This window comes from Clostridium sp. FP1 (genome assembly GCF_011065975.2).
Lineage (GTDB): Bacteria > Bacillota > Clostridia > Clostridiales > Clostridiaceae > Clostridium_AD > Clostridium_AD tagluense.
Map to the genome: position 1 here is coordinate 757,360 of NZ_JAAMNJ020000001.1, position 23,293 is coordinate 780,652.

General features: G+C 31.7%; 20 protein-coding genes and 2 other annotated features (1 of these 22 cut by a window edge). Of the genes, 9 read left to right on the plus strand and 11 right to left on the minus strand.

The window, feature by feature from the left end:
- Positions 1–140 precede the first annotated feature (140 nt).
- From G9F70_RS03850 to rodA, 6 genes are all read left to right on the plus strand, one after another.
- On the plus strand, positions 141–821 hold the full coding sequence (locus G9F70_RS03850; protein WP_164946478.1) for a response regulator transcription factor: 681 nt from the start codon (positions 141–143) through the stop codon (positions 819–821).
- Between the two features lies 1 nt (position 822).
- Positions 823–2,235: a sensor histidine kinase gene (locus G9F70_RS03855; protein WP_164946477.1), complete on the plus strand. Its 1,413-nt coding sequence runs from the start codon at positions 823–825 to the stop codon at positions 2,233–2,235.
- 108 nt (positions 2,236–2,343) lie between these two features.
- Complete coding sequence (locus G9F70_RS03860; RefSeq protein WP_164946476.1) at positions 2,344–3,132, plus strand: DUF3919 family protein; 789 nt, start codon at positions 2,344–2,346, stop codon at positions 3,130–3,132.
- Positions 3,133–3,165: 33 nt separating this feature from the next.
- A complete protein-coding gene (locus G9F70_RS03865) occupies positions 3,166–4,200 on the plus strand; it encodes an ABC transporter substrate-binding protein (protein WP_164946475.1) in 1,035 nt (344 codons plus the stop codon).
- Positions 4,201–4,261: 61 nt separating this feature from the next.
- Complete coding sequence (locus tag G9F70_RS03870; protein ID WP_164946474.1) at positions 4,262–5,611, plus strand: MFS transporter; 1,350 nt, start codon at positions 4,262–4,264, stop codon at positions 5,609–5,611.
- Between the two features lie 102 nt (positions 5,612–5,713).
- Positions 5,714–6,862 (plus strand): rod shape-determining protein RodA, encoded by a 1,149-nt coding sequence (gene rodA, locus G9F70_RS03875; protein WP_164946473.1) that lies wholly within the window; start codon positions 5,714–5,716, stop codon positions 6,860–6,862.
- A 147-nt stretch (positions 6,863–7,009) separates the two neighbouring features.
- On the opposite strand, the gene G9F70_RS03880 is transcribed toward rodA, so the two are convergent.
- The 9 genes from G9F70_RS03880 to G9F70_RS03920 all read right to left on the minus strand — a co-directional run bounded on the left by G9F70_RS03880 (position 7,010) and on the right by G9F70_RS03920 (position 16,955).
- Positions 7,010–7,405, minus strand: coding sequence for a PleD family two-component system response regulator (locus G9F70_RS03880; protein WP_164946472.1), 396 nt, complete (start codon positions 7,403–7,405; stop codon positions 7,010–7,012).
- A 302-nt stretch (positions 7,406–7,707) separates the two neighbouring features.
- Positions 7,708–9,405: a methyl-accepting chemotaxis protein gene (locus G9F70_RS03885; protein WP_164946471.1), complete on the minus strand. Its 1,698-nt coding sequence runs from the start codon at positions 9,403–9,405 to the stop codon at positions 7,708–7,710.
- Between the two features lie 249 nt (positions 9,406–9,654).
- Positions 9,655–12,387: a hybrid sensor histidine kinase/response regulator gene (locus tag G9F70_RS03890; protein WP_164946470.1), complete on the minus strand. Its 2,733-nt coding sequence runs from the start codon at positions 12,385–12,387 to the stop codon at positions 9,655–9,657.
- 22 nt (positions 12,388–12,409) lie between these two features.
- The gene (locus G9F70_RS03895; protein ID WP_164946469.1) at positions 12,410–12,997 is read right to left on the minus strand and encodes a SpoIIE family protein phosphatase; all 588 of its coding nucleotides are present in this window, start codon (positions 12,995–12,997) and stop codon (positions 12,410–12,412) included.
- A complete protein-coding gene (locus G9F70_RS03900) occupies positions 12,997–13,458 on the minus strand; it encodes an anti-sigma regulatory factor (protein WP_202017927.1) in 462 nt (153 codons plus the stop codon). Before G9F70_RS03900 ends, G9F70_RS03895 begins: the two co-directional genes overlap by 1 nt.
- Positions 13,458–13,853, minus strand: coding sequence for an STAS domain-containing protein (locus G9F70_RS03905; protein WP_164946468.1), 396 nt, complete (start codon positions 13,851–13,853; stop codon positions 13,458–13,460). Before G9F70_RS03905 ends, G9F70_RS03900 begins: the two co-directional genes overlap by 1 nt.
- A 13-nt stretch (positions 13,854–13,866) precedes the next feature.
- Positions 13,867–14,673, minus strand: coding sequence for a PAS domain-containing protein (locus G9F70_RS03910; RefSeq protein ID WP_164946467.1), 807 nt, complete (start codon positions 14,671–14,673; stop codon positions 13,867–13,869).
- 10 nt (positions 14,674–14,683) lie between these two features.
- A complete protein-coding gene (locus G9F70_RS03915; protein WP_164946466.1) occupies positions 14,684–15,793 on the minus strand; it encodes a response regulator in 1,110 nt (369 codons plus the stop codon).
- Position 15,794: 1 nt separating this feature from the next.
- Complete coding sequence (locus G9F70_RS03920) at positions 15,795–16,955, minus strand: sensor histidine kinase (protein WP_164946465.1); 1,161 nt, start codon at positions 16,953–16,955, stop codon at positions 15,795–15,797.
- A gap of 236 nt (positions 16,956–17,191) precedes the next feature.
- On the opposite strand from G9F70_RS03920, the gene G9F70_RS03925 reads away from it, so the two are divergent.
- Positions 17,192–18,394, plus strand: a complete 1,203-nt coding sequence (locus G9F70_RS03925; protein WP_164946464.1) for an NAD(P)/FAD-dependent oxidoreductase — start codon at positions 17,192–17,194, stop codon at positions 18,392–18,394.
- 82 nt (positions 18,395–18,476) lie between these two features.
- Here G9F70_RS03925 and G9F70_RS03930 read toward each other — a convergent pair whose 3' ends face one another.
- Both G9F70_RS03930 and G9F70_RS03935 read right to left on the minus strand, forming a co-directional pair.
- A complete protein-coding gene (locus G9F70_RS03930; protein ID WP_164946463.1) occupies positions 18,477–18,926 on the minus strand; it encodes a GyrI-like domain-containing protein in 450 nt (149 codons plus the stop codon).
- A gap of 73 nt (positions 18,927–18,999) precedes the next feature.
- Positions 19,000–19,941 (minus strand): helix-turn-helix transcriptional regulator, encoded by a 942-nt coding sequence (locus G9F70_RS03935; RefSeq protein ID WP_224617407.1) that lies wholly within the window; start codon positions 19,939–19,941, stop codon positions 19,000–19,002.
- A gap of 238 nt (positions 19,942–20,179) precedes the next feature.
- Positions 20,180–20,407: a binding site (T-box leader), on the plus strand.
- A gap of 287 nt (positions 20,408–20,694) precedes the next feature.
- On the opposite strand from G9F70_RS03935, the gene aspS reads away from it, so the two are divergent.
- Positions 20,695–21,984 carry an aspartate--tRNA(Asn) ligase gene (aspS, locus tag G9F70_RS03940; protein ID WP_164946462.1) on the plus strand — a complete coding sequence of 430 codons (1,290 nt, stop codon included), beginning with the start codon at positions 20,695–20,697 and terminating at the stop codon, positions 21,982–21,984.
- A 112-nt stretch (positions 21,985–22,096) separates the two neighbouring features.
- Positions 22,097–23,089: a hypothetical protein gene (locus G9F70_RS03945; protein ID WP_164946461.1), complete on the plus strand. Its 993-nt coding sequence runs from the start codon at positions 22,097–22,099 to the stop codon at positions 23,087–23,089.
- A 77-nt stretch (positions 23,090–23,166) separates the two neighbouring features.
- Positions 23,167–23,293, plus strand: a binding site (T-box leader) (it continues 130 nt past the right edge of the window).

Consider the following 23,293-nt stretch of genomic DNA (forward strand, 5'->3'; position numbering starts at 1 on the left):
AAGTTTTTTAAATTTGACCATTATACAATTTTAGACAAACAATTTGAAAATTCTACAATTTTTACGTATAATAAGCAGGAACTACAAAATCCTATAAGTGCTTTGAATGCTTTTGGATATATAGGAAGGAGGGGTTTAAAATGAAAATTTTACTTATAGATGACGAAGAGAGTATTTTAAATTTAGTCCGTATGAACCTGGTATTGGAAGGTTTTGAGGTAGTAACTAGTGCTACTGGTAATATCGGAATCAAGAAATTTCAAGATGAAAAACCAGACTTAGTTCTACTTGATTTAATGCTACCTGATTTAAATGGCTATGAAGTTATGAAGAGAATGCAACAGATTAATAGGGAAATTCCCATTATTCTTCTTACTGCAAAGGGCCAACTCAATGATAAACTCCTAGGTTTACAGTTAGGGGCAGATGATTATATTACAAAGCCCTTTGATAGTCGGGAAATTATACTGCGTATACGAGTAATTTCAAGGCGAATAAATCAATCAAAGCTTCTTAATGAAAATTCTGAAAATAAAATAGAAAAAGGATTCATTAAACTACTAAAAGCTGAGAGAAAGATTTTTATAGATTCTGTAGAAGTGCAATTTACTTTTCGTGAATTTGAAACTATAAATCTTTTAATACAAAATATTAATAAGGTTTTTACTAGAAAAGAGCTGCTAGAAAAGCTTTGGGGCTATGATTATGAGGGTAACACAAGGGCTGTTGACATTCATATAGAACGAATTCGTAAAAAGTTTAAAATGCATGGAAATGCTATTCAAACTATTTATGGTGCCGGATACAGATTAGAGGTATGAAATGAAAATTGGTATAAAAAATAAAATCGTAATTATGAATATAGCCATTTTATTTCCAGTTTTGCTTATTGTATGCTTAATTACTATTGGTAACCTTTATAAAAATATACTAGGTAGTTCTATTACCATGTTAAAACAAGAGAGTTACAACAGTCAATTAAATATCATTACATATTTAGAGAACGAAAAAAACGTAGGGTTGCCAGTGCTTCTTAAAAATATGGGCCCTTTTATTGCTAAAAATTTATCTGATCATTATAAATTCAGAATTCAACTATACAACAAGGATGGACTAGTAGGAGATTCTGAAGAATACCCTATAATTTCAGAGAATAAAGATTTGATTCATGCACTTTCAGGAACCAAATCCTATATTATAAAAAAAATTGAAAATAAGCAATACATTTTATTTTCCAGTCCACTTTATTTTGAAGAAGAAACTATTGGTTGCTTTCGATATATTTATCCCTTAGATAAAGAAATCGGACTAGTTAAAAATACTAGTGTAGCTATGTTGCTTCTAGGTATACTAGCACTGTTTCTTTCTATTTTCTTAAGCAATATATTTTCTAGAAAAATTGTAAGTCCTATTGTATCTTTAAAAAGAGCTTCTCAGAAGGTTGCAAATGGAGATTTTACAAATACTATAGAAATTGATACCACGGATGAAATCAAAGACTTAGCGGATTCTTTTAATCTTATGTCCACTAATATCAGTAATTCTATTTTAAAATTAAAGGATGAAAAAGCAAATCAAAAAAGATTTTTAGATAACGTTACCCATGAATTAAAAACACCTATAACCTCAATCATTGGATATGCAGATTTACTTCCTAGAGTAAAGACGCAGGAAGACAAAATTCAATGTTGTGATTATATCCAAAAGGGTGGACATCGCTTACTTTGTCTTGTGGAAGAATTGTTAAACCTCTCTAAATTAAATAAGGAAGATTTCCAAATGGAAGCAAAGCAAACAAATATTAAAGTAGTAATAGAGGAAAGCTTGTTAATTTTAAAGCCTAGATTAGAGAAATACAATATTTCTATAGAAACATTGTTATTTGACCATTTCCTTTGGATAGATGAACAAAGAACAGAACAAGTATTTTTAAATATACTTGACAATGCTATTAAATATAGCGATTGTACTTCTATTGTTATAAAAATGTTCGGCGCGGCAGGGTCACTAATTGTTTCAATTTCAGATAATGGTGAAGGTATAGCAAAGGAGCATTTGAAAAAGATTTTTGAACCTTTTTATACTGCAAATAAAACGCTACAAAATCAATATGGGGGTATGGGACTTGGACTTGCCATTTGCAAGGAGATTATGAAAAAAGAGCAGGGTGATATTTCTATAAGTAGTGACAAGGGAACAAAAGTGGAATTATTTTTTGAATTGTTACAAAGTTGATACAATTTTGATGTAATTCTGAAAACGTTTTTTGCTATTATAAGGAGGAAGAGAAAAATAAATATTTTAAAAAAATATAAAAAATTATTTATTATTTATTTTATTTTTATGCTATCGCTAGGAATCATAATAGTTTGGCAATATAAAAAAAATTATGATCATTTAGTACTTATTCAGGATAGAGAACAAGTTTTAGAGGCTGCACGGACCTCTACGCCTGTAAAATTAGAAGTTTATAGTAATCGTTGGGGCAAGGCTGTTATTTCTGATAGTAAGACTATTGAGAATATATGGAATATTATAGACGAGATGTCTAAGAGCAGCCCCTTGCAAGAGAACCAAAATACATATACTTCTGATGAGATCAGGGGCACTATTTATTATTTAAATGGTAAAAAATCTACATTTAGTTTAGGAAGTTACCTAAAAATTAGCGCTATTATATATGGAAATCCTAAAGATAAGCCTTATGTGGATAAGCTTAAAAACTATGTGTATGAAATCTTATGTCGTCCTGAAAATCTAAGCAACCTTATTAATGAACGAAATAAAGTTACCGTAGTAGATAGCAGTAATGATATACAAAAATGTGGTAGTGATGATAAAACCTCTATTCGTAATAAAATACTAAAATGTTCTAAAATTCAGGATAATGAAGAACTAGAAGAAGCAATCAATGCAAAGGGAAAAGTTTTATACCATATAAAAACCTATATGGAAAAAGAAAGTAATTCTATTATAAGTACAAAAGAAACTTCCTATGCAATTATAAATATTGATGTATATGAAAATGGATATATTGTTATTCAAGATTTTAGTAATGAGGTAGTAAATGCAATATATATGAAAGGAAATTTACTAGAGGTTTGTAAAAACATCAGTAAAGCTGGTATTTAATTTTTATATTTCATATATTTTGGAGGTATCTTAATGAAAGTTTACAAATTTACTATATTTATATTAATATTGTTTTGTTTTACGGTGTTCACTGCATGCAATAAAAGGCAAGGTGCCTATCCTAATTTACAAGGTGAAAAAATTTTGGTTTACGTAGCCTTTCATGAAGATGAGGCTAAATCATTATTAGAAGGATTTAAACAAAAAACTGGTTGTGAGTATTCCATTTTGCGATTTCCTACTGGGGAGGCTTTAGCTCGGGTAATGGAAGAAAAAAAAGATCCTAAAGTAGATGTTTTTTTAGGAGGCACAGTAGATGCCCATGAGTCCATGAAAAGAGAAGGCATAATTGAAAAATATATATCTAAAAATGCCAGTTCCATTCCTGAAAGATATAAAGATAAAGATGGGTATTGGACAGGACTTTATATAGAAGCCTTATCTATTGGTATCAATAAAGAACGATGGGGCGCGGAGTTTAAATCAAAGGGTATAAAGCAGCCAGAAAGCTTTGAAGATTTGTTAAACCCTGCTTTTAAAGGTGAAATTATTATTCCAGATCCAAAAACCTCCGGCACCGGCTACACTTTTGTTTCTTATCTTGTACAATCTATGGGAAAGGAAAAAGCCTTAGAATATCTAGGTAAACTCAGGCGTAATGTGGCACAAATTACTGTAAATGGGGTTACTCCAGCGCAAAAGGTAGGTATTGGTGAATATTTAATTGCTGTTAATTTTATAAATCAACAGCTTATAGTTAAAAAGTCTGGATTTAATATAGAATCTAAAATTCCTAAAGATGTGGGGTGGACCCTTTGTGCAGTTTCTAAAATTAAAAATGGTCCAGACTCTAAGGCCGCAAATGCTTTTATAGATTATTGCTTAACGCTAGAAGCTGGCAATGCTCTAAAAAATTTTTCTATGGCAATGTCTACAAGAGAAGATGTATCAATTCCAGAGGGAGGACAAAAGTTAAAGGAGCTTCTAGCTAGTGAAAAATATGATTTTAAAAAAGCAGCTATTGATAAAAAAGATATGCTAGATGCTTTTGAAAAGATCAATCCCTAAATTTATATATAAATCAATATTCCTAAATAAAAAAAATTAAACAGAAAGGTGGATGAAACCAATGGGAAATTTATTTAGTTTTTTAAAACCCGCTGCACCTATTGAGAGATTACCAAAAGAAAAAATTGATCCAGCTTATAAGAAATATCGTTTACAAGTGTTTATAAGTATATATATTGGTTATATGGGTTACTACTTTGTTAGGAGTAACTTCTCAATGGCTAAGATATACCTCATTCAAGAAGGATTTACAAAAACACAGCTTGGTTTAGTTGCATCTGCGCTAGGAATGGCTTATGGTATCAGTAAATTTGTTATGGGTAATGTATCCGATAGGTCAAATGCGAAGTATTTTTTAGGTATCGGGTTAATTTTGTCTGGTGTTATAAATTTGTTTTTCCCACTTACCTCAAGCCTTACAGTAATGTTTATATTGATGCTTACTAATGGATGGGTTCAAGGTATGGGATGGCCACCATGTGGAAGAATCATAACCCACTGGTTTTCAGATAAAGAACGTGGTGTTAAAATGTCTATTTGGAATACAGCACACAATGTGGGTGGTGGATTTATAGCTATCATTGCCCTTGCCGGTGTTCAAATATTCGGAAGTTGGAAAGGAATTTTTTATTTACCAGCTATTATTGCAATAGTTATCGGAATGATGTATATGTTTTTTGCAAAAGATACACCTCAATCTGTAGGACTTCCTCCTATAGAAGAATATAAAAATGATTATCCTGCTGTAAAAGTAGAGAATAGGGAAAGAGAAATGACTGGAAAAGAAATACTATTTAAATATGTACTCAATAATAAATATCTATGGTATATCGCTCTTGCAAACGGTTTTGTGTATATGGTAAGATATGGTATTATTAATTGGGCTCCACTATACCTACAAGAAGTAAAAGGTTTTAATGTTAAAGAATCAGCAATTGCATTTTCTTTATTTGAATATGCTGCAGTTCCGGGTACTATACTTATAGGATGGATAAGTGATAAAATATTCCACGGTCGTCGTGCACCAGTAGGTGTAGCTTGCATGGTAGGGGTTACAGCTGGAGTGTTTATTTATTGGCAAAGTACAAGTATTTTAGCAATAAACATTACATTGGCTTTAATAGGGGCCTTAATATATGGACCCGTTATGCTTATTGGAGTAAGTGCCTTAGATCTAGTTCCTAAAAAAGCCGCTGGTACTGCTGCTGGATTTACAGGACTCTTCGGATATCTTATTGGACAAGTTTCAGCTGAAATTGTAATGGGAATGGTGGTAGATAAATTCAACTGGGATGGAGGATTCACGCTTCTTATGGTTTCTGCTGTACTTGCTATTGTATTTCTATCCCTTACTTGGAACGTACATGATAGGTCAAAACCAGAAGCAGAAGATGGTACTGTTGTAAGTTAAATAGATACTTAACATAAAAAATATTCATTAATTCTCAGATTATATGATATAATTCTAAGTATGAAATATACTGCTAGGTATAAGAAATACGAGGAGGGTAATATGCTTCAGATGTTTAAAATTAATAAAAAGTTATTTAAACAACTAGATTTTGGCATAATAATTATCTGCATAATTATTGTGTTATTTGGTTCGTTAAATATTTTAAGTGCAACTCAATATCTTTATAAAGGAAATAATATGGCTAGTACCGCTTTGAATTTTCATTTTCTTAAGATGCATTTAGGATGGCTTGTGGTAGGGTTGTTTGTAATGTATTTAATAATTCTTATAGATTACAAAATTATCCAAAGTTATGCAAATATAATATATTGGTGCGGCATATTCCTACTTCTACTTAATGCACTAATGCCAGTAAAGGTTAATGGGGCAGAGTCCTGGCTAAAACTTGGACCGTTACCACAATTTCAGCCCTCGGAATTTGTAAAGATTGCATTAATAATTATGATTGCTAAACAATTAGATGAAATGGAAGGCAATATAAATAATATTAAAAACTTTCTTAAACTTTCGGTTTATGCTATTATCCCAGTGATTTTCCTATTAAAGCAGCCTGATATGGGAATGACTATGTTTTTTTTCTTTATCCTTCTAGGCATGTTTTTTATGGCGGGGCTAAATTCTAAGGTTATTATTGGTGGCTTACTAGGAGTGTCTGGTACTATAGCATTAGTTTGGAATTCAGGGTTAATTAGACCTTATCAAAAGAATAGATTGATATCTTTTTTATATCCAGATAAAGATCCCACAGGTACTGGTCTTCAACTGACCATGTCTCAAATTGGAATAGGCAAGGGGGGGATTTTTGGTACTGGATTTTTAAAAGGCTCCTGGGCGGCAGTTGGAAGCACACCTGAATCCAGCACAGATTGTATTTTTTCAGTGGTGGGAGAAGAGTGGGGGCTCCTTGGTGCAATTTTTCTTCTAGCTTTGTATGGATTATTAATTTATAAGTTAATTAAAATTGCTAAAGAGTCTAAGGATATATTTGGTACAATGTTAACTGCAGGTATTATATCTATGTTCTTGTTTTCTATTTTGCAGAATATAGGTATGAATATAGGTATTATGCCTATTACAGGACTTACTCTTCCTTTTATGAGTTATGGAGGAAGTTCAATAATTACAACTTTCATATGTGTTGGTATTGTCTTAAACGTAGGTATGAGGAGAAAGAAAATCAACTTTTAGGGGCGTAATTATGGGAATTTGTTAACATAAGAAGGGCTATTGGAGAATCTCCAATAGCCCTTCTTATGAGTAGCTCATTAACAAATAAAAATCTAAAGAAATTCGCAGAAGTTGCAATAAGCTTATTATTCCGTACCTCTATTTTACTTATGCTATTAGCCCTAGATTTTTCATAACAAGAATAAATTTATCTATTTCAATTGGCTTCCAAGCGTAGGATTCACAACCAGAATCATAGGCCTTTAGTACCGTTTTTTTATCATTTAGTGCTGTGGTCATAATTATATTTACTCTTTTTTTTGTTTCAATATCATTTTGTTTTTCAATCTCTCTAATGGATTTAAGTACCTTCATTCCATCAAGTATTGGCATCATAATGTCAAGGCAAATTAAATCATAGCTATTTCCAACTTTTATTGAATTTAAGTAAGCATCAAGAGCCTCTATACCATCTACGACAACGTCACATTCTACATATTTAGAAAGAAACTTGCTCATAAATAATCTGCTTGCAAAGGCATCCGCTGCTATTAATATTCTCATTTACAACACCTCTTTGTTAAAATTTAATAGAATCCGTGGCGTCAATAAAGGAGGCCAAATAGAAAATCTCCTTATTTATTTTTAGAGGTACAACTTTTGCAAATGGGTAAGCACCCTTGATTTTACTTCAAGAACTTTAAATGGTTTTGTCATATAATCCATAGCAACTGAAATTTCATAATCATCCCAAGGACTTCTACAAGAATATCCACATTTTCTTCTGTATCATCCACAATAAGTACAGTACATTCAGAAAGTTTTTTCAACAAAAATAACCTCCTTACCATTGGTAAGAGCCTTACTTAAAGCTTGAATTTATTTAACTCTTTTGTTAATTGATCCGCGGAATCAGTCAAACTTTGTGCAGTACTAGATACAGAACCAGCTGAATTTTTCATTTCTGCTGTTGAGGCTGCAATTTCCTCTGAGGCAGCTGAATTTTCCTCTGCTACAGCGCTGGTACCCTCCAGCTTCAGCATTACTGGAGATATGCCTACATTCAAATTACCAATACCTACTGAAATTTTTTGTATATCAGGTATAATACTCTCTACAGAGTTTATTATAGATTGAAATGATTCCACAGCTGTATTTATTGTTATTACTTCATTGGCTAAGTCTTTATTAACATCGCCTGTGGTTTTTACTAAATTAGATGTCTCTGATGACACATTACTAAGTAACCCACTAATTCTGTCAGAAGAGTTTTTACTCTGATCTGCTAGCTTTCGGATTTCATCTGCCACTACTGAAAAACCTCTTCCAGATTCTCCTGCTCTAGCAGCTTCAATGGCTGCATTCAGTGCAAGTAAATTTGTCTGTACTGAGATATTGTTTATTAAGCCTGTTATTTCATTGGCTTCATTTATACTGCCTTCAAGCTCTTTAATTTTATCTATAACACCTTCAAAGGAGTTGCTAATATTGTTTAAAGAAATAACTAGTTCCCCTAGTTGTTTGTTACTTGTACTTGCCATGCTACCAATGCTTCCTGCTGTACAATCAACTCCTCCTGTTAACGTAACAAATATACCTAAGGCATTTCCAAATTCCTTTATAGATTCATTTATAGACATTAATTCGCCGGCCTGGGTAGTGGAACCATTTGCTACTTCTTCGATTGCCGTTGAAACCTCATCAGAGGTTGAATACATTTCTTCTGATAATGCAGATAAATTTGACGCACCTTCATCAATGGTGCAAGAAACAGTTCTTACATCTCTTAATAAACCCGCTACGGAATTCCTCATAGTATCTAGTTGCTTATTCATATCACCAAATTCTGTATTTGGAGAAGTGTCTATGACAGAAGTAAAGTCCCCTGATGCTATCACTTTTATAGTATTGATTGTTTCTTTTAATAATAAATTCAGCTCAGATATGAATACTGCAGATATTACTAATAATAATAAAGCAGAAAAAATTGCAACTGCCACAAGTGCTCTATTAGAAGAGGCAGACGCACTTTTATACTCCGCTGTTTCAGCTATTATACGCGCGTTTTCTTTAGATAAAGCAGTTTTTATTCCATCAGTGATGGCGGCACCTACTAATGTAAATTGTTTTGATTGGTCTGATGTTATTGCTAAGTTTGCTTTTCTTTTAATCTTCACGTCATTATATATATCCATGTAGCTTGTATAGCTATTTTCTATTTCGGTTATCGCTGCGACTTGGCTGCTATCTAATCCTAGGGATTTTATCTTTTTAAAGCAGTCTTTTACTGTGGCATCTGTATTTTCAACATCGTTAATCTGTGCATCTGTATATGTTCTATCTAAAACCTTGGTTAAATATGTCCTTAGTTCGTTAAAACTCCCGTTCATATCTCCATATGTCTCTATTGTAACAACACCGTTAGAGCTTAATCTAGTGTAGTAGTTATTAAGTTTGGAAGAAGTTGTGAAACTAATAATAACTATAGCGCACAATGCTATAAATGCTATGGATATTAAAGATATGGTCCCTTGTACTAATTTTATTTTATTTCCTACTCTCATTTTTATGATTCCCCCACGTAAATTTTTTTGTTTGTTTGTAAATTTGTACTATAATAATAAAATGCCCTTCTGAAAAATTATCCACATTGCCTTATGTTATTTATTTACTATAAAATAAAAAAAAGGTACTTGTGTATTATTTTATTATACACAAGTAGCCTTATTTCGACAATGAAAAATATCATGTTTTTACCCCGAAAAATTCTAGATTTTAGCATTTATTTTAGATATATAAATTTATTTTGAAGTCTAAAGGGCATTTCCTTTAAGTTTATTCATTAAGGCTTTTAGTATTTCTAAGGCTTCCTTGAATTTATATTTTGAAAGAAGTTTATCAAGCTCTGTAGCTTGTATTTGAGTTTCTATTGGCCAAACTAATTTTCTGTATTTCGACATTACTTGCGCACATTTTTTAGGTTTTCGAGTTTCTATGTAAGGTTTAAGCTCTTCCAAAATATTTAATAGTTCCACAAGTGGGGAACTAGGACCTGTAAGCATCACTGCCGGCTTCTCTTCTGGTAATGCATTTTCAATGTGTTCTATCATTTTAACAAGCATAACATTAGTTTCTTGTATTAAGGGGCTTAATTTGTCCTTAGAAGTATGGTTTCGAATCGCTCCTTCCAAATTAGCAGCCTTTTCCTCAATTATAACAGCACCAATACTTCCAGATACCCCTTTTAAAGTATGTGCCATACGTTCTGCACTAGACCAGTCTCCTGCTGAAAGCATTTTTTCAATTTGTATAAATGTATCCTTTTGTCCAAAAATATATTTTCTTAATAGATTGATATAAGATTTTTTCTTACAAAGTACTCTTCTTAATCCAAGGGATGTATCAAGTCCTGGAATGCTAAATCCAAGTTCCACTGCAGAAGTTTTCATTGAAAATTGCGCTTGTACTTGTAGCGTATTAATTCTTTTATGTGGAATCCAATTTAGGAGTATTGCAAATAATTGATTTGGCTCTATAGGTTTGGCAACATGGTCATTCATACCAGCCGCTATACACTTATCGCGATCACTGATCATTGCATTGGCAGTCATTGCAATAATTGGTAGTGATGAATGCTCTGGATTCTTTCTAATTTCTTTTGTTGCCGTAACACCATCCATTATCGGCATTTGCATATCCATAAGTATAATATCATACTTATTTTTCTTAACTTTGTCTACTGCAATTTTTCCGTTTTCAGCAACATCTATTGAAAAGTCACCTTCTTCCAACAATTCAACGGTAACTTGTACGTTTAATTCATTATCTTCCACCAATAATATACGTGCACCTCGGATTACTGTAAGATCTTGGTTACTTATATTTATTGGGCAATATTCCACAGCTTCAGGTTTTTCAGATTTTTCTCCGCCCAGAATACGAATTACAGAATCCTGCAACACTGTAGAATTAACAGGTTTAACCAAAACCATATCAATGCCAGCACTTTCTGCCTCCTTAAAGACTTCCTCACGGCCATAGCCAGTAACCATAATGCAACAAGGGTTTATTTTAAGTGGCATTGCATGAATTCTCTGCATTGCTTCTATACCATTGATACCAGGCATTAGCAAATCCATAAATACAATTTCATAAGGATCCTCTCCATTATTTTCTCTACCAATAAGTTGAAGTGCTTTTTCACCGGAGTCTACATCTGTTACACGCAAAGACATACCTCGTAGCATTTCTGAAAGTATTAACCGTGCTTGTAGGTTGTCATCTACAACAAGCACATTTCGATTGCGTAAATCTCCAGGCAGTAAATATACGGTTTCCATTACCTTGTTAATACTCATCTTAGCAGTAAACCAAAAAGTGCTTCCCTTCCCAGATTCTGATTCAACTCCAACATTGCCGTCCATCAAACTGGCTAATTTCTTAGAAATTGCTAGGCCTAGTCCAGTGCCACCATATTTCCTAGTTGTGGAAGTATCTGCCTGTTGAAAAGATTGAAAAAGCTTACCACTTTGTTCCCCTGTCATTCCAATTCCTGTATCCTGTACCTCGAATTTTACTAAACAATCTTTGCCAACTTCTTGTTCTTTACGAATTCTTACAATGATTTCTCCTTTTTCAGTGAATTTAACTGCATTGTTTACATAATTAATAAGAATTTGACCCAACCTTAACGGATCCCCGCATAAATTGTTTGGTAATTCAGGATCTAAGTCAAAAATTAATTCAAGACCTTTTGAAGCACATTTTTCTCCAATAAGATTTCCTAAATTATCAAGTACAACATCTAACTTAAAATTTGTTTTTTCAATCACAAGCTTACCGGCTTCAATTTTAGAAAAATCTAAAATATCATTTATTACAACCAGTAGATGATGGCTAGATTTCGATATTTTATCAATATAGTCTCTTTGTTTCACATTCAAATCTGTTTTTTGAATTAGATGAGTCATTCCCATAATTGCATTCATGGGAGTACGAATCTCGTGGCTCATATTTGCTAAAAAATCAGACTTTGTTTGGGCTGCATCTTCTGCACTTTCCTTGGCATCTCTCAATTCATCTGCTTGTAATAGCAATACATCATTCCTTTTTTTTAACTGATTCATAAGTTCCGATCTTGAGGGTAAAGATAGTTCTCTTTTGAACTCCTCTATCAATTCATCACTTATAGAAAGATTTACATCACTTATATAAGAAAGTGCTTCGATATACAATGAACCATCTTTAGAATTATTTATTGAGTATTTATCAAAAAAATGATTACCGAATATAAGATTTTCACTGGTTATAATTTTAGTTAATTTAAATAATAGGGCACTTTGTGCCCTATTATTTATTATAAAGATTGAAATCATCATTTCACTGCTGTTAAGATAACATTTACGACATATCTCTGATATAGCCGTCTCTATTCTTGTAGATTTAATTTCAGTATATTCAAGCATTGTAACAAGAATATGAATTTTCTTTCTAATTTCAATTATGGAATCACTATTTATTATTTCGAGACTACCTAGTGCAATCATTTTAGTCTACCTCTTCTTAATTTTATATTAAATATTTTAATACTATACAGGATGCATCGTCTTGTTTTTTTTCGAATCTTTTCAATATACCTTGTGCAATGTCCACTGCACTTTCTTTTAATAAACCTGCACATTCAAAGAGTTCAAAATGCTCTTTGATTCCATCAGAATGTAAAAGCAAGATATCACCTTCATAAAGCTTTAAAATCTGTTTTTGAGGCTTTGCCATTATGTAGCCAATGACACCATCCTTTGGTACAAGTCTAGTGAATCTTGACCCCATAATTCTCACCGTAATATTTCCTATTCCTACATAACTTAGTTCGCCCGTTAGAACATTTAAATTGCATATTGCTGCAACAGCTCCGCGGGTTCCCTTTAGATGTTCATGAAGACCATTCATAAGGTCGATACTATCTTTTTCATAATTATTTTCAAGGTATAGTTTTGCATAAAGTGCTACTTCCCTAGCCTCAGAGCCATGTCCAAGTATGTCAATCAATGCTAAAAAACAATAATTGTTATACTCTTTAATAATACCTATATCACCACATTCTGATTCTTCACAAAGCAAAGCTTTATATGTCATTCCTAAATCAATATCTGCCATTATTTTTTCCACTTACGTGCAAGTACACGTGTTCCCTTTCCGAGTATAGATTCGATATAAAATTCGTCCATTATCCTTTTTACACTTGGTAGTCCAAGGCCCAAACTGTGAGGCAAAGAACTATATTGATCCTGCATAGCAAGATTAATATCCGCTATGCCAGGACCTTTATCATATGCAAAAAGTTCTACACCCTGTCGCCCATCCTTTATATTTCTTATAATACTAATGGTTATTTCACCGGTTTTAGCATACCGAATAATATTTGTTGCTAATTCTGAGACGGCAGTAGCAATCATAGTCTCATCTGTACATTGGAAACCAGCCTTTATAGCCATTTGTCTTGTGATAAATATTGCATATCCATTTTCAAAATTTTCTACTAGTTTAACAAGGGATTCCTCCACCACGCTTACAGTTTTTCCAGCGTAAAGAGTAAAATCACCTTCCATTGTACCCATTAATTGGTGCCTCTATTTTTATTGCACAAAATATCAGATATCATTTTAAGCCCTTGTTCTAAGTTCAAAGCGGCTTTTATGCTACTGACATCCACATTTAAATCTAGTAAAGCAGATACAACGCCAGGCCTGAAGCCTATCCATACAACAATAACGCCCATAAGGGAGATTGCTTTTGCAGTTTTTTCTAATGCTGTGAATGAATAAGAATCAAGTACTGTTACCCTACTTAAATCAAGTATTGCACCAACTGTTGAAGTCGCATTAGCCTTATTTAAAATTCTACTCATACCTATTTCAATGGCCTCATCTGTCATTTCATTTGGCAAAGTTATAATGATACAGCCTTGTACTATGGTTACCGAGGTGTTTAAATCATAATCTAAATTTTTCATATGCTCTTCTTCCTTAAGAATTATTTTTAACTTCTAGATTAAGTATCAAAAAAGCTTCCGCTAGTGCATCACTTAAGGTGGACTTTGTCTTTATGTCGCCCATTTCAATGCCAAGTTGTATAATTGTTTGTGCCACTGCTGGAGATATTCCTGAAACTATACATTCGCACCCCATAAGCTTTGTAGCTTTTGTTATTTTAATGAGATGATTTGCTACAGCGGTGTCTACGGCAGCTACACCTTGAATATCCATTATTATAACTTTAGAATATGTTTCCATTATTTTGTTTAGCATACTATCCATCATATGTTGCGCTCTCATAGAGTCTACAACGCCAACTATGGGAAGCAATAAAACATCATCCCAAAGCTTTATGGTTGGTGTTGACATCTCTCGTATAGTTTTACTTTGATTTTTCAATTGTGCTTCATACTGAACTCTTTCTGTTATATTAACGGCAAATTCAAGTCCTCCAATTACAGCATTATTTTCATCTTTCAAGGGTACACAAAAGTATTCCATATGTATTTTCAAACCATTAGCGTTTACTTCATTACGTCCAGAACAAATTTTTCCACTATCTATAGCTTTGCGCATACGGCATTCCTCTGTATTACAATGAAGGGAATTAAAAAGGTTATAGCAGTTTTTTCCTAGAATATTTTCACTTGTTCCATTGAGTATTTTTTGTGCTGCATTATTGACATAAATCACACTTAGATTATTGTCCACCGCAAACACAGAAGTGGGTAGTTGATCGAGAATTTGCATTTTTAGCATAATATCTGCTTCTTTAAAATTTGTAACGATTTTATCCATATATTCCTCCTTATATTTCCTTTTTAACTATGCGACTGCATTTGAAGTTTGAAGGAGTTGTTCCTGTATATTTTTTAAATAGTTTACTAAAATACTCAACATCCTTATAGCCTAATTTATCTGCAATCTCATAATTTTTTATACTATTATTCTCAAAGAGTATCTTTGCTCTTTCCATCTTAACCATGGTTATATATTCAACAAGTGAGGTTCCTGTTTTTTCTTTGTATACGGTGCTTAGATAAGAATGATTTAAAAAGAGTTGATCCGCAATAATTTTAACAGAAACCTCAGCATCTATATGTTCAAGAACTACTTTACATATGTTACGAATCATACTATTTACTTCATTGCCAAACTCGAACTTTTTGAGGTGGGTAATAAGTTCTCTTATTATTTCTAAAAAAGTTGTTTTGCTATTAGAAAAGTCAGAACACTTTGTAAAATCAATATTAACATACTCTGAAACATTTACAAGTTTGGTTAACCAGGGGTAGATTTCTTGCAAAACTTCAATTAAAGTTGATGTCATCCGATTTAAAATATAGGCCACTTTCATTGGATCATAATTAACTGCTACTCCAGTTGTTTCAACTATACTAGAAGCAACTTCAACGACGTTTAGGTCTACATCTTTAAACAGTTTGATTATTTTATCAAGATCTTTCGCTACATAGAAAGTTTCTATTTTTTCTTCAAACTGTACTTCCAATTTCTTTAATTTTTCTTTTTTTAATTTTTTTTCACTTATGTATTTTGCAACTTTTAGAAGTAGCTTCTCTATTTTATCTTCATCTATAGGTTTTATAATATAATCAAAAGCTCCATATACAAGACCTTGCCTTGCATATTCAAACTCACTATATTCACTCAAAAAAACAACGCAAGAACTTAATTCTTTGTTAATGATATTTTTCAAAAGATCTACCCCATCCATTAGTGGCATTTTAATATCGGTAATTACAAGGTCTACTTTTTTCTTTTTCAGTTTTTTAAGAGCTTCTTGTCCATCTTTTGCCTCTTCTACAACAATAAACCCAGTGCGCTCACCCCATATTTTCAATCTTTTTAAATCTCTTCTCATAATTTCCATATCATCTACAATCATAACTTCAAACAATCTACTTCACCTCTTCTTCACTGAAGTTTGTAAGTTCTTTAATTGCACTGGGTAGCGTGAAATATATGGTTGCGCCCTCATTTAATTTACCTTCAATCCATGTTTTTCCTCCATGTTTTTGAATTATTTTACCAACTGTAGCAAGGCCTATTCCATTTCCCTCAAATTCATCCGTTGAGTGTAACCGTTGAAATATTCGAAATAGCTTTCCGCAAAACTCCATATCAATACCCACTCCATTATCCCTTACATAGAAAATATACTCACCTACACCCATTTTACATCCAACAACAACAAGTGCTTTTTCTCTATTTCTAGTAAATTTTATAGCATTGGAAAGTATGTTGTAAACAACTTGTTTTATTAAGAGGGTATCACCTAAAATAGGGGGCATTCCTGTCTCAAACTCAAGTTCAATAAATCGTTCTAAATAAAGAGACTTCAGCTGTGAAAAAGCCGAATTGAACATTTCGCTTATATTTACTGGTTCTTTGCAGATTTCTAGACGAGTAGTTGTAGAATACTCCAATAATTTTACAATCATAGCAATCATGTCATTGCAAATATCTATAATATTAGAAAGCATTTTATTACCATCTTCATCTAGTGTTGCGCACTGCTCTTCAAGAATTATTTTACTATATACTTCAATGGCTCTTAAGGGTGATTTTAAATCATGGGATACAGTATATGAAAAAGCTTCAAGCTCCTCGACCATAGCCTGAAGCTCCACTGTTTTTTCCTCAAGAATTTGATTTTTTTCCAATAACTCATATTTAGCAAGCTTCAAAGACAAATGGGTACGTACTCTTGCCTTAACTTCAAGAATTTCAAAGGGTTTTGTCACATAATCCACAGCACCCAATTGAAATCCTTTTGATTTGCTTATTATATCTGTCATGGCAGTTAGAAAAACAATGGGAATATCCGCTGTGAGTTTATTTGCTTTAAGCCGCCTACATACTTCATAACCATCCATACCTGGCATCATAATATCTAGCAGAATAATATCAGGAGTCTCGATTTCCACATTTTCCAGCGCGCCTTCTCCATCCATAGCAACTGAAATTTCATAGTCATCGCCAAGTGCTGCTACAAGAACATCCACATTTGCTTCTGTATCATCCACAATTAAAACTATACATTCTGAAAGCTTTTTCATTACACTCTTACTCCTGTTCAAATAGTTTATTTTATTCAGCGTTTTTACTTAATTATAGCATAAAAGGAAAACTATAAGGGTTTATATTTACATTGTTTTATTTGGTTCATTAAATGATTTAAGCATATACACTTTCATATTTTTCATATATAATTGGAACTTATAATGTTGGGTTTTAATGTGGTTAAATCTAATTTAAATTAAAATAGAAAAATGAAATTTAGTGAGGTGTATGTATGTCAAAAGTTATTATTGTTGGCGGAGGACCTGCTGGTATTATGGCGGCCATTAGTGCAGCAAAAAATAGTGAAGTTATATTAATAGAAAGAAATAAAGAAATTGGTGCAAAGCTAAGACTTACAGGTGGAGGCAGATGCAATATCACAAATAATAGAGACATAGAGGAATTTTTTGAAAAAATAGTTAGTAATAGAAAATTCCTATATAGCGCTCTTTATACATTTTCAAATCATCAACTTTTAGAATATTTTAAAGGAAATGGATTAGAATATAAGGAAGAGCTTGACCAAAAGGTATATACCAAAAGTAATAGGGCAGATGAAGTTATAGAATTATTAAAGGATGATTTAGAAAGAAATAAGGTTAAGATTATGTATAATAGTAAAGTTCAAGAGTTAATAGTTGAAGATGGAGAAATTAAAGGGGTAGTAACTGCTGATGGCAAGCGGATTTTAGGTGAAAAGGTAATTGTTACAACAGGAGGAAAGAGCTACCCAGATTCTGGTTCAGATGGTTCTATGTTTGAAGTATTAAGAAAGAATGGACACACTATAACCCCTTTATATGCAGCCTTAATTCCACTAGTTATAAAGGAAGAGTTTGTTAAGAGCCTGCAAGGTGTTGCAATGAAGGATGTTGTAATTTCATCTAAGATTAAAAAAAGTAGAGTAGAGAAGTTTGGTGATATGATATTTACTCATTTTGGAATATCGGGACCTGCAGTGTTAAAGCTTTCTTCTTATATAAACAAAGCTTTAGTAGAGGGAGAAGTAGAAGTTACTTTAGACTTCTTAAGAGATAAATCTAAGGAGGAAATATCAGAAGTTATGAGGAGTAATCCAAATAAGACTGTACTTAATAATTTAAAAGGTACTCTTCCACAAAATTTCTTAAAAGAAATTTTTGATCTGTTAGGGCTAACCGAGGTTAAGATTAGTGATTTAAAGAAGGCAGACGAGAATAAGATAATTGAGTATATGAAAGAAATGAAACTAACAGCTAGAGAAACACTATCAATTAAAGCAGCTCAAGTAACTTCAGGTGGTGTTAAAGTCAAAGAAATAAATGCTTCAACTATGGAATCAAAGCTTATAAAAAATCTTTATTTTGCAGGAGAAGTTATAGATATTGATGCTGAAACAGGTGGATATAATCTTCAAATGGCATTTTCTACAGGATACTTAGCGGGAAGTAATTAATGAATAAATTAAATAAATTATAATTTATTATAAAGCCATAAGGATTTAATTTTCTTATGGCTTTTTTAGAGAATGAAAAATATTATTTAATAGGTATATATATATCAAATTCTCCATTGTTCATAAATCTCTCATCATATAGTTCTAGTTGTGGTCTATATTCAATTTCATACCCTGAGGCTGGAATTAACTTGGTAAATATATTAGTGTAAAACTCACCTAAATCTTTTATAGCTCCTCTATAAGTATAAACTAAGTGTCTACCCTCTGGAACGACCTTTGTTATCATACCTTCTGGTACATCTAAAAAGCTGTCTACTTCGATGCAAGCAGTATAGTGAAATCTACCTTCTGAATCCATTCCACAATCACATATACCATAACAGAGCATGGACTTACTTTTTTGCTTTATGTTTTTGTAGTTTTTGTTAAATGCTTCCCAAAGGGTAGCAATTTCACCATTACTATTGTTTCCAAAGTAAGGTATACCTACAGCCTTAAACCCTTTTATGCTTACTATTTTTGCTTCCATAATTATGACCTCCATCTATTTATTTAATATGTTAATTATATCAAGTAATCATTGCCAACAGTATGTCAGGAATTTATTTAACTTTATATAAATTTAAAATTTTATTTATTTTTCTAATTACATACTCTCTAAGTCCTATAGGTTCTAAAACCTCAATCCGATCACTTAAAGGAAAGATTACATTGCAGGCAGTTTGAAAACTTATCATATCTATATCATAAACCCAATTATCTGCAACTTTCGTGGAAGAAAGTACATAAAAGCCTTCAAGAGTTCGTTTCTTTTCCTCATAGAATTTAATTTTAACAGGATATGAATCATGGTTTACCTTAAGGTATGCTTGTCTTATAAATTGATGCTTACTATTTTCCCAAAACTCTTCCAGATAAAAGTTAAGAGGCATACTGAAACTTTCAGCTAGCACTTCAATATTTTCAATTCTGCTACACTTAAAAATCCTAATCTCATTTTTAAATTCACAAAAGGCTATTACATACCAATCCGAATTTTTTACTACCGCACCATAAGGTCGTATAATCCTTTCAGATATTTCCCCATTATATTTTTTATAATGAAGTTTTAATTTTTTTAAATTAAGTACTGATTTTTTAATTATATCTACATTCTGATTTTGTATTCTTTTGCCCCACCAAGGGTCTGAATCAATAAAGAACTTTTCCTTAGCCTTTATAATTTCTTCTTTATGTTCTTTTGATACAGTATTTTCAAGCTTAATAATGGAATTTTTAAGTTGTTGTGCCATTTCAGTGTTTTTTTCTGAGTGGACGCCCATACTTGAAAGTAATAGATTAACCACATCTCCACTCTCTAAGTCATTTGAATTGACTTTATAGTCCTCCATAAAAGAAAAACCTCCACTGGGACCTGGAACTGAAAGAATAGGAATGCCTGTTTCGCACAATATGTCCATATCTCTGTATATAGTTCTTTCTGAGGTTTCAAGTATTTTAGCTAAGGTTCCAGCTTTCATTATTCCTCGGGAATTAAGTAGCATAATAATTCATAGTAGCCTGTGAAGTCTCATGAGGATCACACTCCTATTATGATTTTTTTTTATTGATTAAAATACCACATGTGAAAATATGATTTTAGTAAAGGTAATCACGTAACATTCCTTATAACCATTATAAGGAATTAAACAATTTAATTATATAGTGGCAAGGGCTTAATATACAAAAAACTTTATATTGACAATTAAAAAAATAAGAGGTAATATGTAGAAAATGAATATTCAGAATTCTTTGAAGGGAATAGTAAATATTATCTTAGTATCCAAAGCGAGTAGAAGACAGTGAGAGCTCTACGAGAAAAGTAATATTGAAGTGACATCCTGGAGATACTTATTTGAAATATATAGTAGGATAAGTCGGATTCCACCGTTAAAGGGATTAAAGATGACTTAGTTGATTATAGCTTTGTCAAATTAGGATGGCACCGTGAATAAAACTTTCGCTCCTATTATGGAATGAAGGCTTTTTTTTATTTAACGCAGTTTCAACGTAATGGTTGGGGGTGGGTGGTGACAATAGATGAGTCCGAATCTATGGAAAGAGAGCTCACTCTATTGATGGTGTTTAATATTTGATAAATTTAAATTAATGAAGTTAAACAAGGGTGGTACCGCGAGAATTTTGCCCCTTGAGCTTATTGCTCAAGGGGCTTTTATTCGTTAATTTAAAAAATTTAAATTATTTAGTAAAGAGCGCTGGTATTTTTAATAATATATTATTTTGAGGAGGAAAAAATTATGGGTAGAACTATGGTAAATGAACTAGAAAATCACATAAATAAGAAAGTTGAAATAAATGGTTGGGTATATCGTGTAAGGAAGTTAAAAACTATTACATTTATTATTCTAAGGGATAGAACTGGTCTGGTGCAATGTGTTGTAGAGAATAGTTGTATGGATATTAGTGAAGCAAAATTAGAGTCAGTTGTATCAATAATTGGTCAAGTTAAAGAAAGTAATAATGCGCTAAATTCTTTTGAAATATTAATTGAGAAAATTCAAGTGATTAACAGCTCGATAGGAGAGTTACCAATTGAAATAAATAAGGATGAATTAGAAATAAATTTAGATACTATGTTAAATAACAGAGTACTAAGTTTAAGACATGCAAAAGTAAATTCAATATTTAAAATTCAAAATATTATAGTTGGAGGGTTTAGACAATTATTAATTAATGAAGGATTTACTGAGATATTTACCCCTAAAATTGTTGCAGAGGGGACAGAGGGTGGAACTGATATGTTCCAAGTGAAATACTTTGAAAATATAGCATACCTTGCACAAAGTCCTCAATTTTATAAACAAATGATGGTTGGAGCTGGTTTTGAGAGGGTTTTTGAAGTAGCACATGTGTATAGGGCAGAGCAACACAATACCACTAGACATTTAAATGAATATATAAGTATGGACCTTGAAATGGGATTTATTAAAGATGAAGAAGATATTATGGAAATGGAAGAAAGGTTATTAAAGTTTATATTAAATAAAGTAGAAGAAGAGGGTAAAATATATTTAGAAACATTAAATGCAAACATGCCAAAGATAGAAGATAAAATACCAAAAATTAAATTTAGTGAAGCTTTAGAAATATTAGAAAAGGAATATAATAAAACAGATTTAGATGGAGACTTAGACCCAGAAGGAGAAAAATTAATTTGCAGATACGCTAAGGAAAAGTTAGGATGTGACTTTATATTCTTAACTCATTATCCAAGAAGAAAAAGACCTATGTACACTATGCCTTATGGTGAGGAAGAAACAAGAAGCTTTGACTTATTATTTAGAGGTGTTGAGATTACTACTGGAGGACAAAGAATTCATGATTATAATATGTTAATAAAAAACATTGAATACAAAGGCTTAGTTCCAGAAAATTACGAAAATTATACTTCATTATTTAAATATGGAATGCCTATTCATGGAGGGCTTGCTATAGGACTAGAGAGAATAACAGCACAATTATTAGGCCTTGAAAATGTTAGAGAGGCATCTCTTTTTCCTAGAGATAGAACAAGACTCGTGCCTTAGTTTTTGTATGAGATTTTAATATTGTGCATTAAATGTAGTTTAAATTTGATTAATATAATATTTTGTTTATTTGATTTAGATGGTATAATATTATTAAAAAGAAGGTGAATGGATGATACAAAATAAAGAACATGTAAAATTAGATGAAGTATTGAAATCATTATTTTCAACATCACACAAAGTTTTGTTGGAATTTTTAAATAGTATATTTGATGAAAATTATTGTAGTGAAGAAGTAGAAATATTAGTAGGGAATGGGGAGTTTTCTTTAGAAAATTCAAATTATGATTTTATTAGAGGTGATTTGTTTTTAAATTTATTAACCAATAAAGAAACGTCTGCCAATTATCATATAGAGTTTCAAACTAAGAATGATACAACCATGGCGATAAGAATGTTTGAGTATGGATTTAATAAGGCAAGAGAACTTTCAAATACAAACAAAAACGTTTTTTATTTTCCAAAACAGTTAGTTATATTTGTAGAAGAAAATTCGAATATTGAGGATGAACTAAAACTAAAAATAGTTTTTCCAAATGGTAAAGAAGTGGATTATAGTGTTGCGGTTATGAAGTATTGGCAATATAGTGACAAAGAATTAATACAGAAAAAACTATATCCCTTACTACCACTTCAAATATTCAAGTTTAGGAAGGAATTAGATAAAGTTTCAAGATACAAATCTAATTCACAAGAGAAAATTAATATAATTTTAGAAAAAGCAAAACAGATGGCATTTTTAGTAGCAAAAGAGGTTAAGGAATTGAATAGCAATAACGAAATATTGGACGAAGATTTGCACAAAATGTTATTAGCAGTACAAAACTTAATTGAGTATTTAAATACAAATTATGGAATAGATAATAAAATTGAGGAAGAGGTGAGTGATATGACTAAAACACTATATGATCCAGTTGTAGCAGAAGCAGCAACAAAAACAGCAAAAATAGAATCTGCATTAAAAGTGTTAAATTCACTATTTGGAGAAATTCCACAGGAATATGTTGAAAAGATTAGTAATGCTACTATAGAAACAATAGACGATATTTTTGTTAATTTGGGGAAAATAAAGGAAATAAAAGAAATTGAAAAATTTTTACATTGAATTCATTAAAAACGTAAAGTTTATAGCTTGACAATCAATTGAATGAGCGTATAATCAAATTTAATAAAATATTATTCATAAATGTTAAGAAAAGGAAAGTACCTTTAAAAATACTTTTACAGAGAGTTCTTGTTGGTGAGAAAGAGCAAAGGATATTAAGGAGAAAATGGCCTTGGAGCGGTGCACCGAAATTCTAAGAATTTA

Bases quoted from the DNA above. Each gene is read 5' to 3' on its own strand.
- G9F70_RS03920 (WP_164946465.1), bottom strand. From the start codon at position 16,955: ATGAAAAAGCTTTCAGAATGTATAGTTTTAATTGTGGATGATACAGAA.
- G9F70_RS03890 (WP_164946470.1), bottom strand. From the start codon at position 12,387: ATGATTGCACTAGGTAGTCTCGAAATAATAAATAGTGATTCCATAATT.
- G9F70_RS03885 (WP_164946471.1), bottom strand. From the start codon at position 9,405: ATGAGAGTAGGAAATAAAATAAAATTAGTACAAGGGACCATATCTTTA.
- G9F70_RS03925 (WP_164946464.1), top strand. From the start codon at position 17,192: ATGTCAAAAGTTATTATTGTTGGCGGAGGACCTGCTGGTATTATGGCG.
- G9F70_RS03930 (WP_164946463.1), bottom strand. From the start codon at position 18,926: ATGGAAGCAAAAATAGTAAGCATAAAAGGGTTTAAGGCTGTAGGTATA.
- G9F70_RS03870 (WP_164946474.1), top strand. From the start codon at position 4,262: ATGGGAAATTTATTTAGTTTTTTAAAACCCGCTGCACCTATTGAGAGA.
- G9F70_RS03945 (WP_164946461.1), top strand. From the start codon at position 22,097: ATGATACAAAATAAAGAACATGTAAAATTAGATGAAGTATTGAAATCA.
- G9F70_RS03860 (WP_164946476.1), top strand. From the start codon at position 2,344: ATGCTATCGCTAGGAATCATAATAGTTTGGCAATATAAAAAAAATTAT.
- G9F70_RS03880 (WP_164946472.1), bottom strand. From the start codon at position 7,405: ATGAGAATATTAATAGCAGCGGATGCCTTTGCAAGCAGATTATTTATG.
- G9F70_RS03900 (WP_202017927.1), bottom strand. From the start codon at position 13,458: ATGGGTACAATGGAAGGTGATTTTACTCTTTACGCTGGAAAAACTGTA.
- G9F70_RS03865 (WP_164946475.1), top strand. From the start codon at position 3,166: ATGAAAGTTTACAAATTTACTATATTTATATTAATATTGTTTTGTTTT.
- G9F70_RS03855 (WP_164946477.1), top strand. From the start codon at position 823: ATGAAAATTGGTATAAAAAATAAAATCGTAATTATGAATATAGCCATT.
- aspS (WP_164946462.1), top strand. From the start codon at position 20,695: ATGGGTAGAACTATGGTAAATGAACTAGAAAATCACATAAATAAGAAA.
- G9F70_RS03935 (WP_224617407.1), bottom strand. From the start codon at position 19,941: ATGCTACTTAATTCCCGAGGAATAATGAAAGCTGGAACCTTAGCTAAA.
- rodA (WP_164946473.1), top strand. From the start codon at position 5,714: ATGCTTCAGATGTTTAAAATTAATAAAAAGTTATTTAAACAACTAGAT.
- G9F70_RS03905 (WP_164946468.1), bottom strand. From the start codon at position 13,853: ATGAAAAATTTAGATTATGATTTAAACACCTCGGTAACCATAGTACAA.
- G9F70_RS03910 (WP_164946467.1), bottom strand. From the start codon at position 14,673: ATGGATAAAATCGTTACAAATTTTAAAGAAGCAGATATTATGCTAAAA.
- G9F70_RS03850 (WP_164946478.1), top strand. From the start codon at position 141: ATGAAAATTTTACTTATAGATGACGAAGAGAGTATTTTAAATTTAGTC.
- G9F70_RS03895 (WP_164946469.1), bottom strand. From the start codon at position 12,997: ATGGCAGATATTGATTTAGGAATGACATATAAAGCTTTGCTTTGTGAA.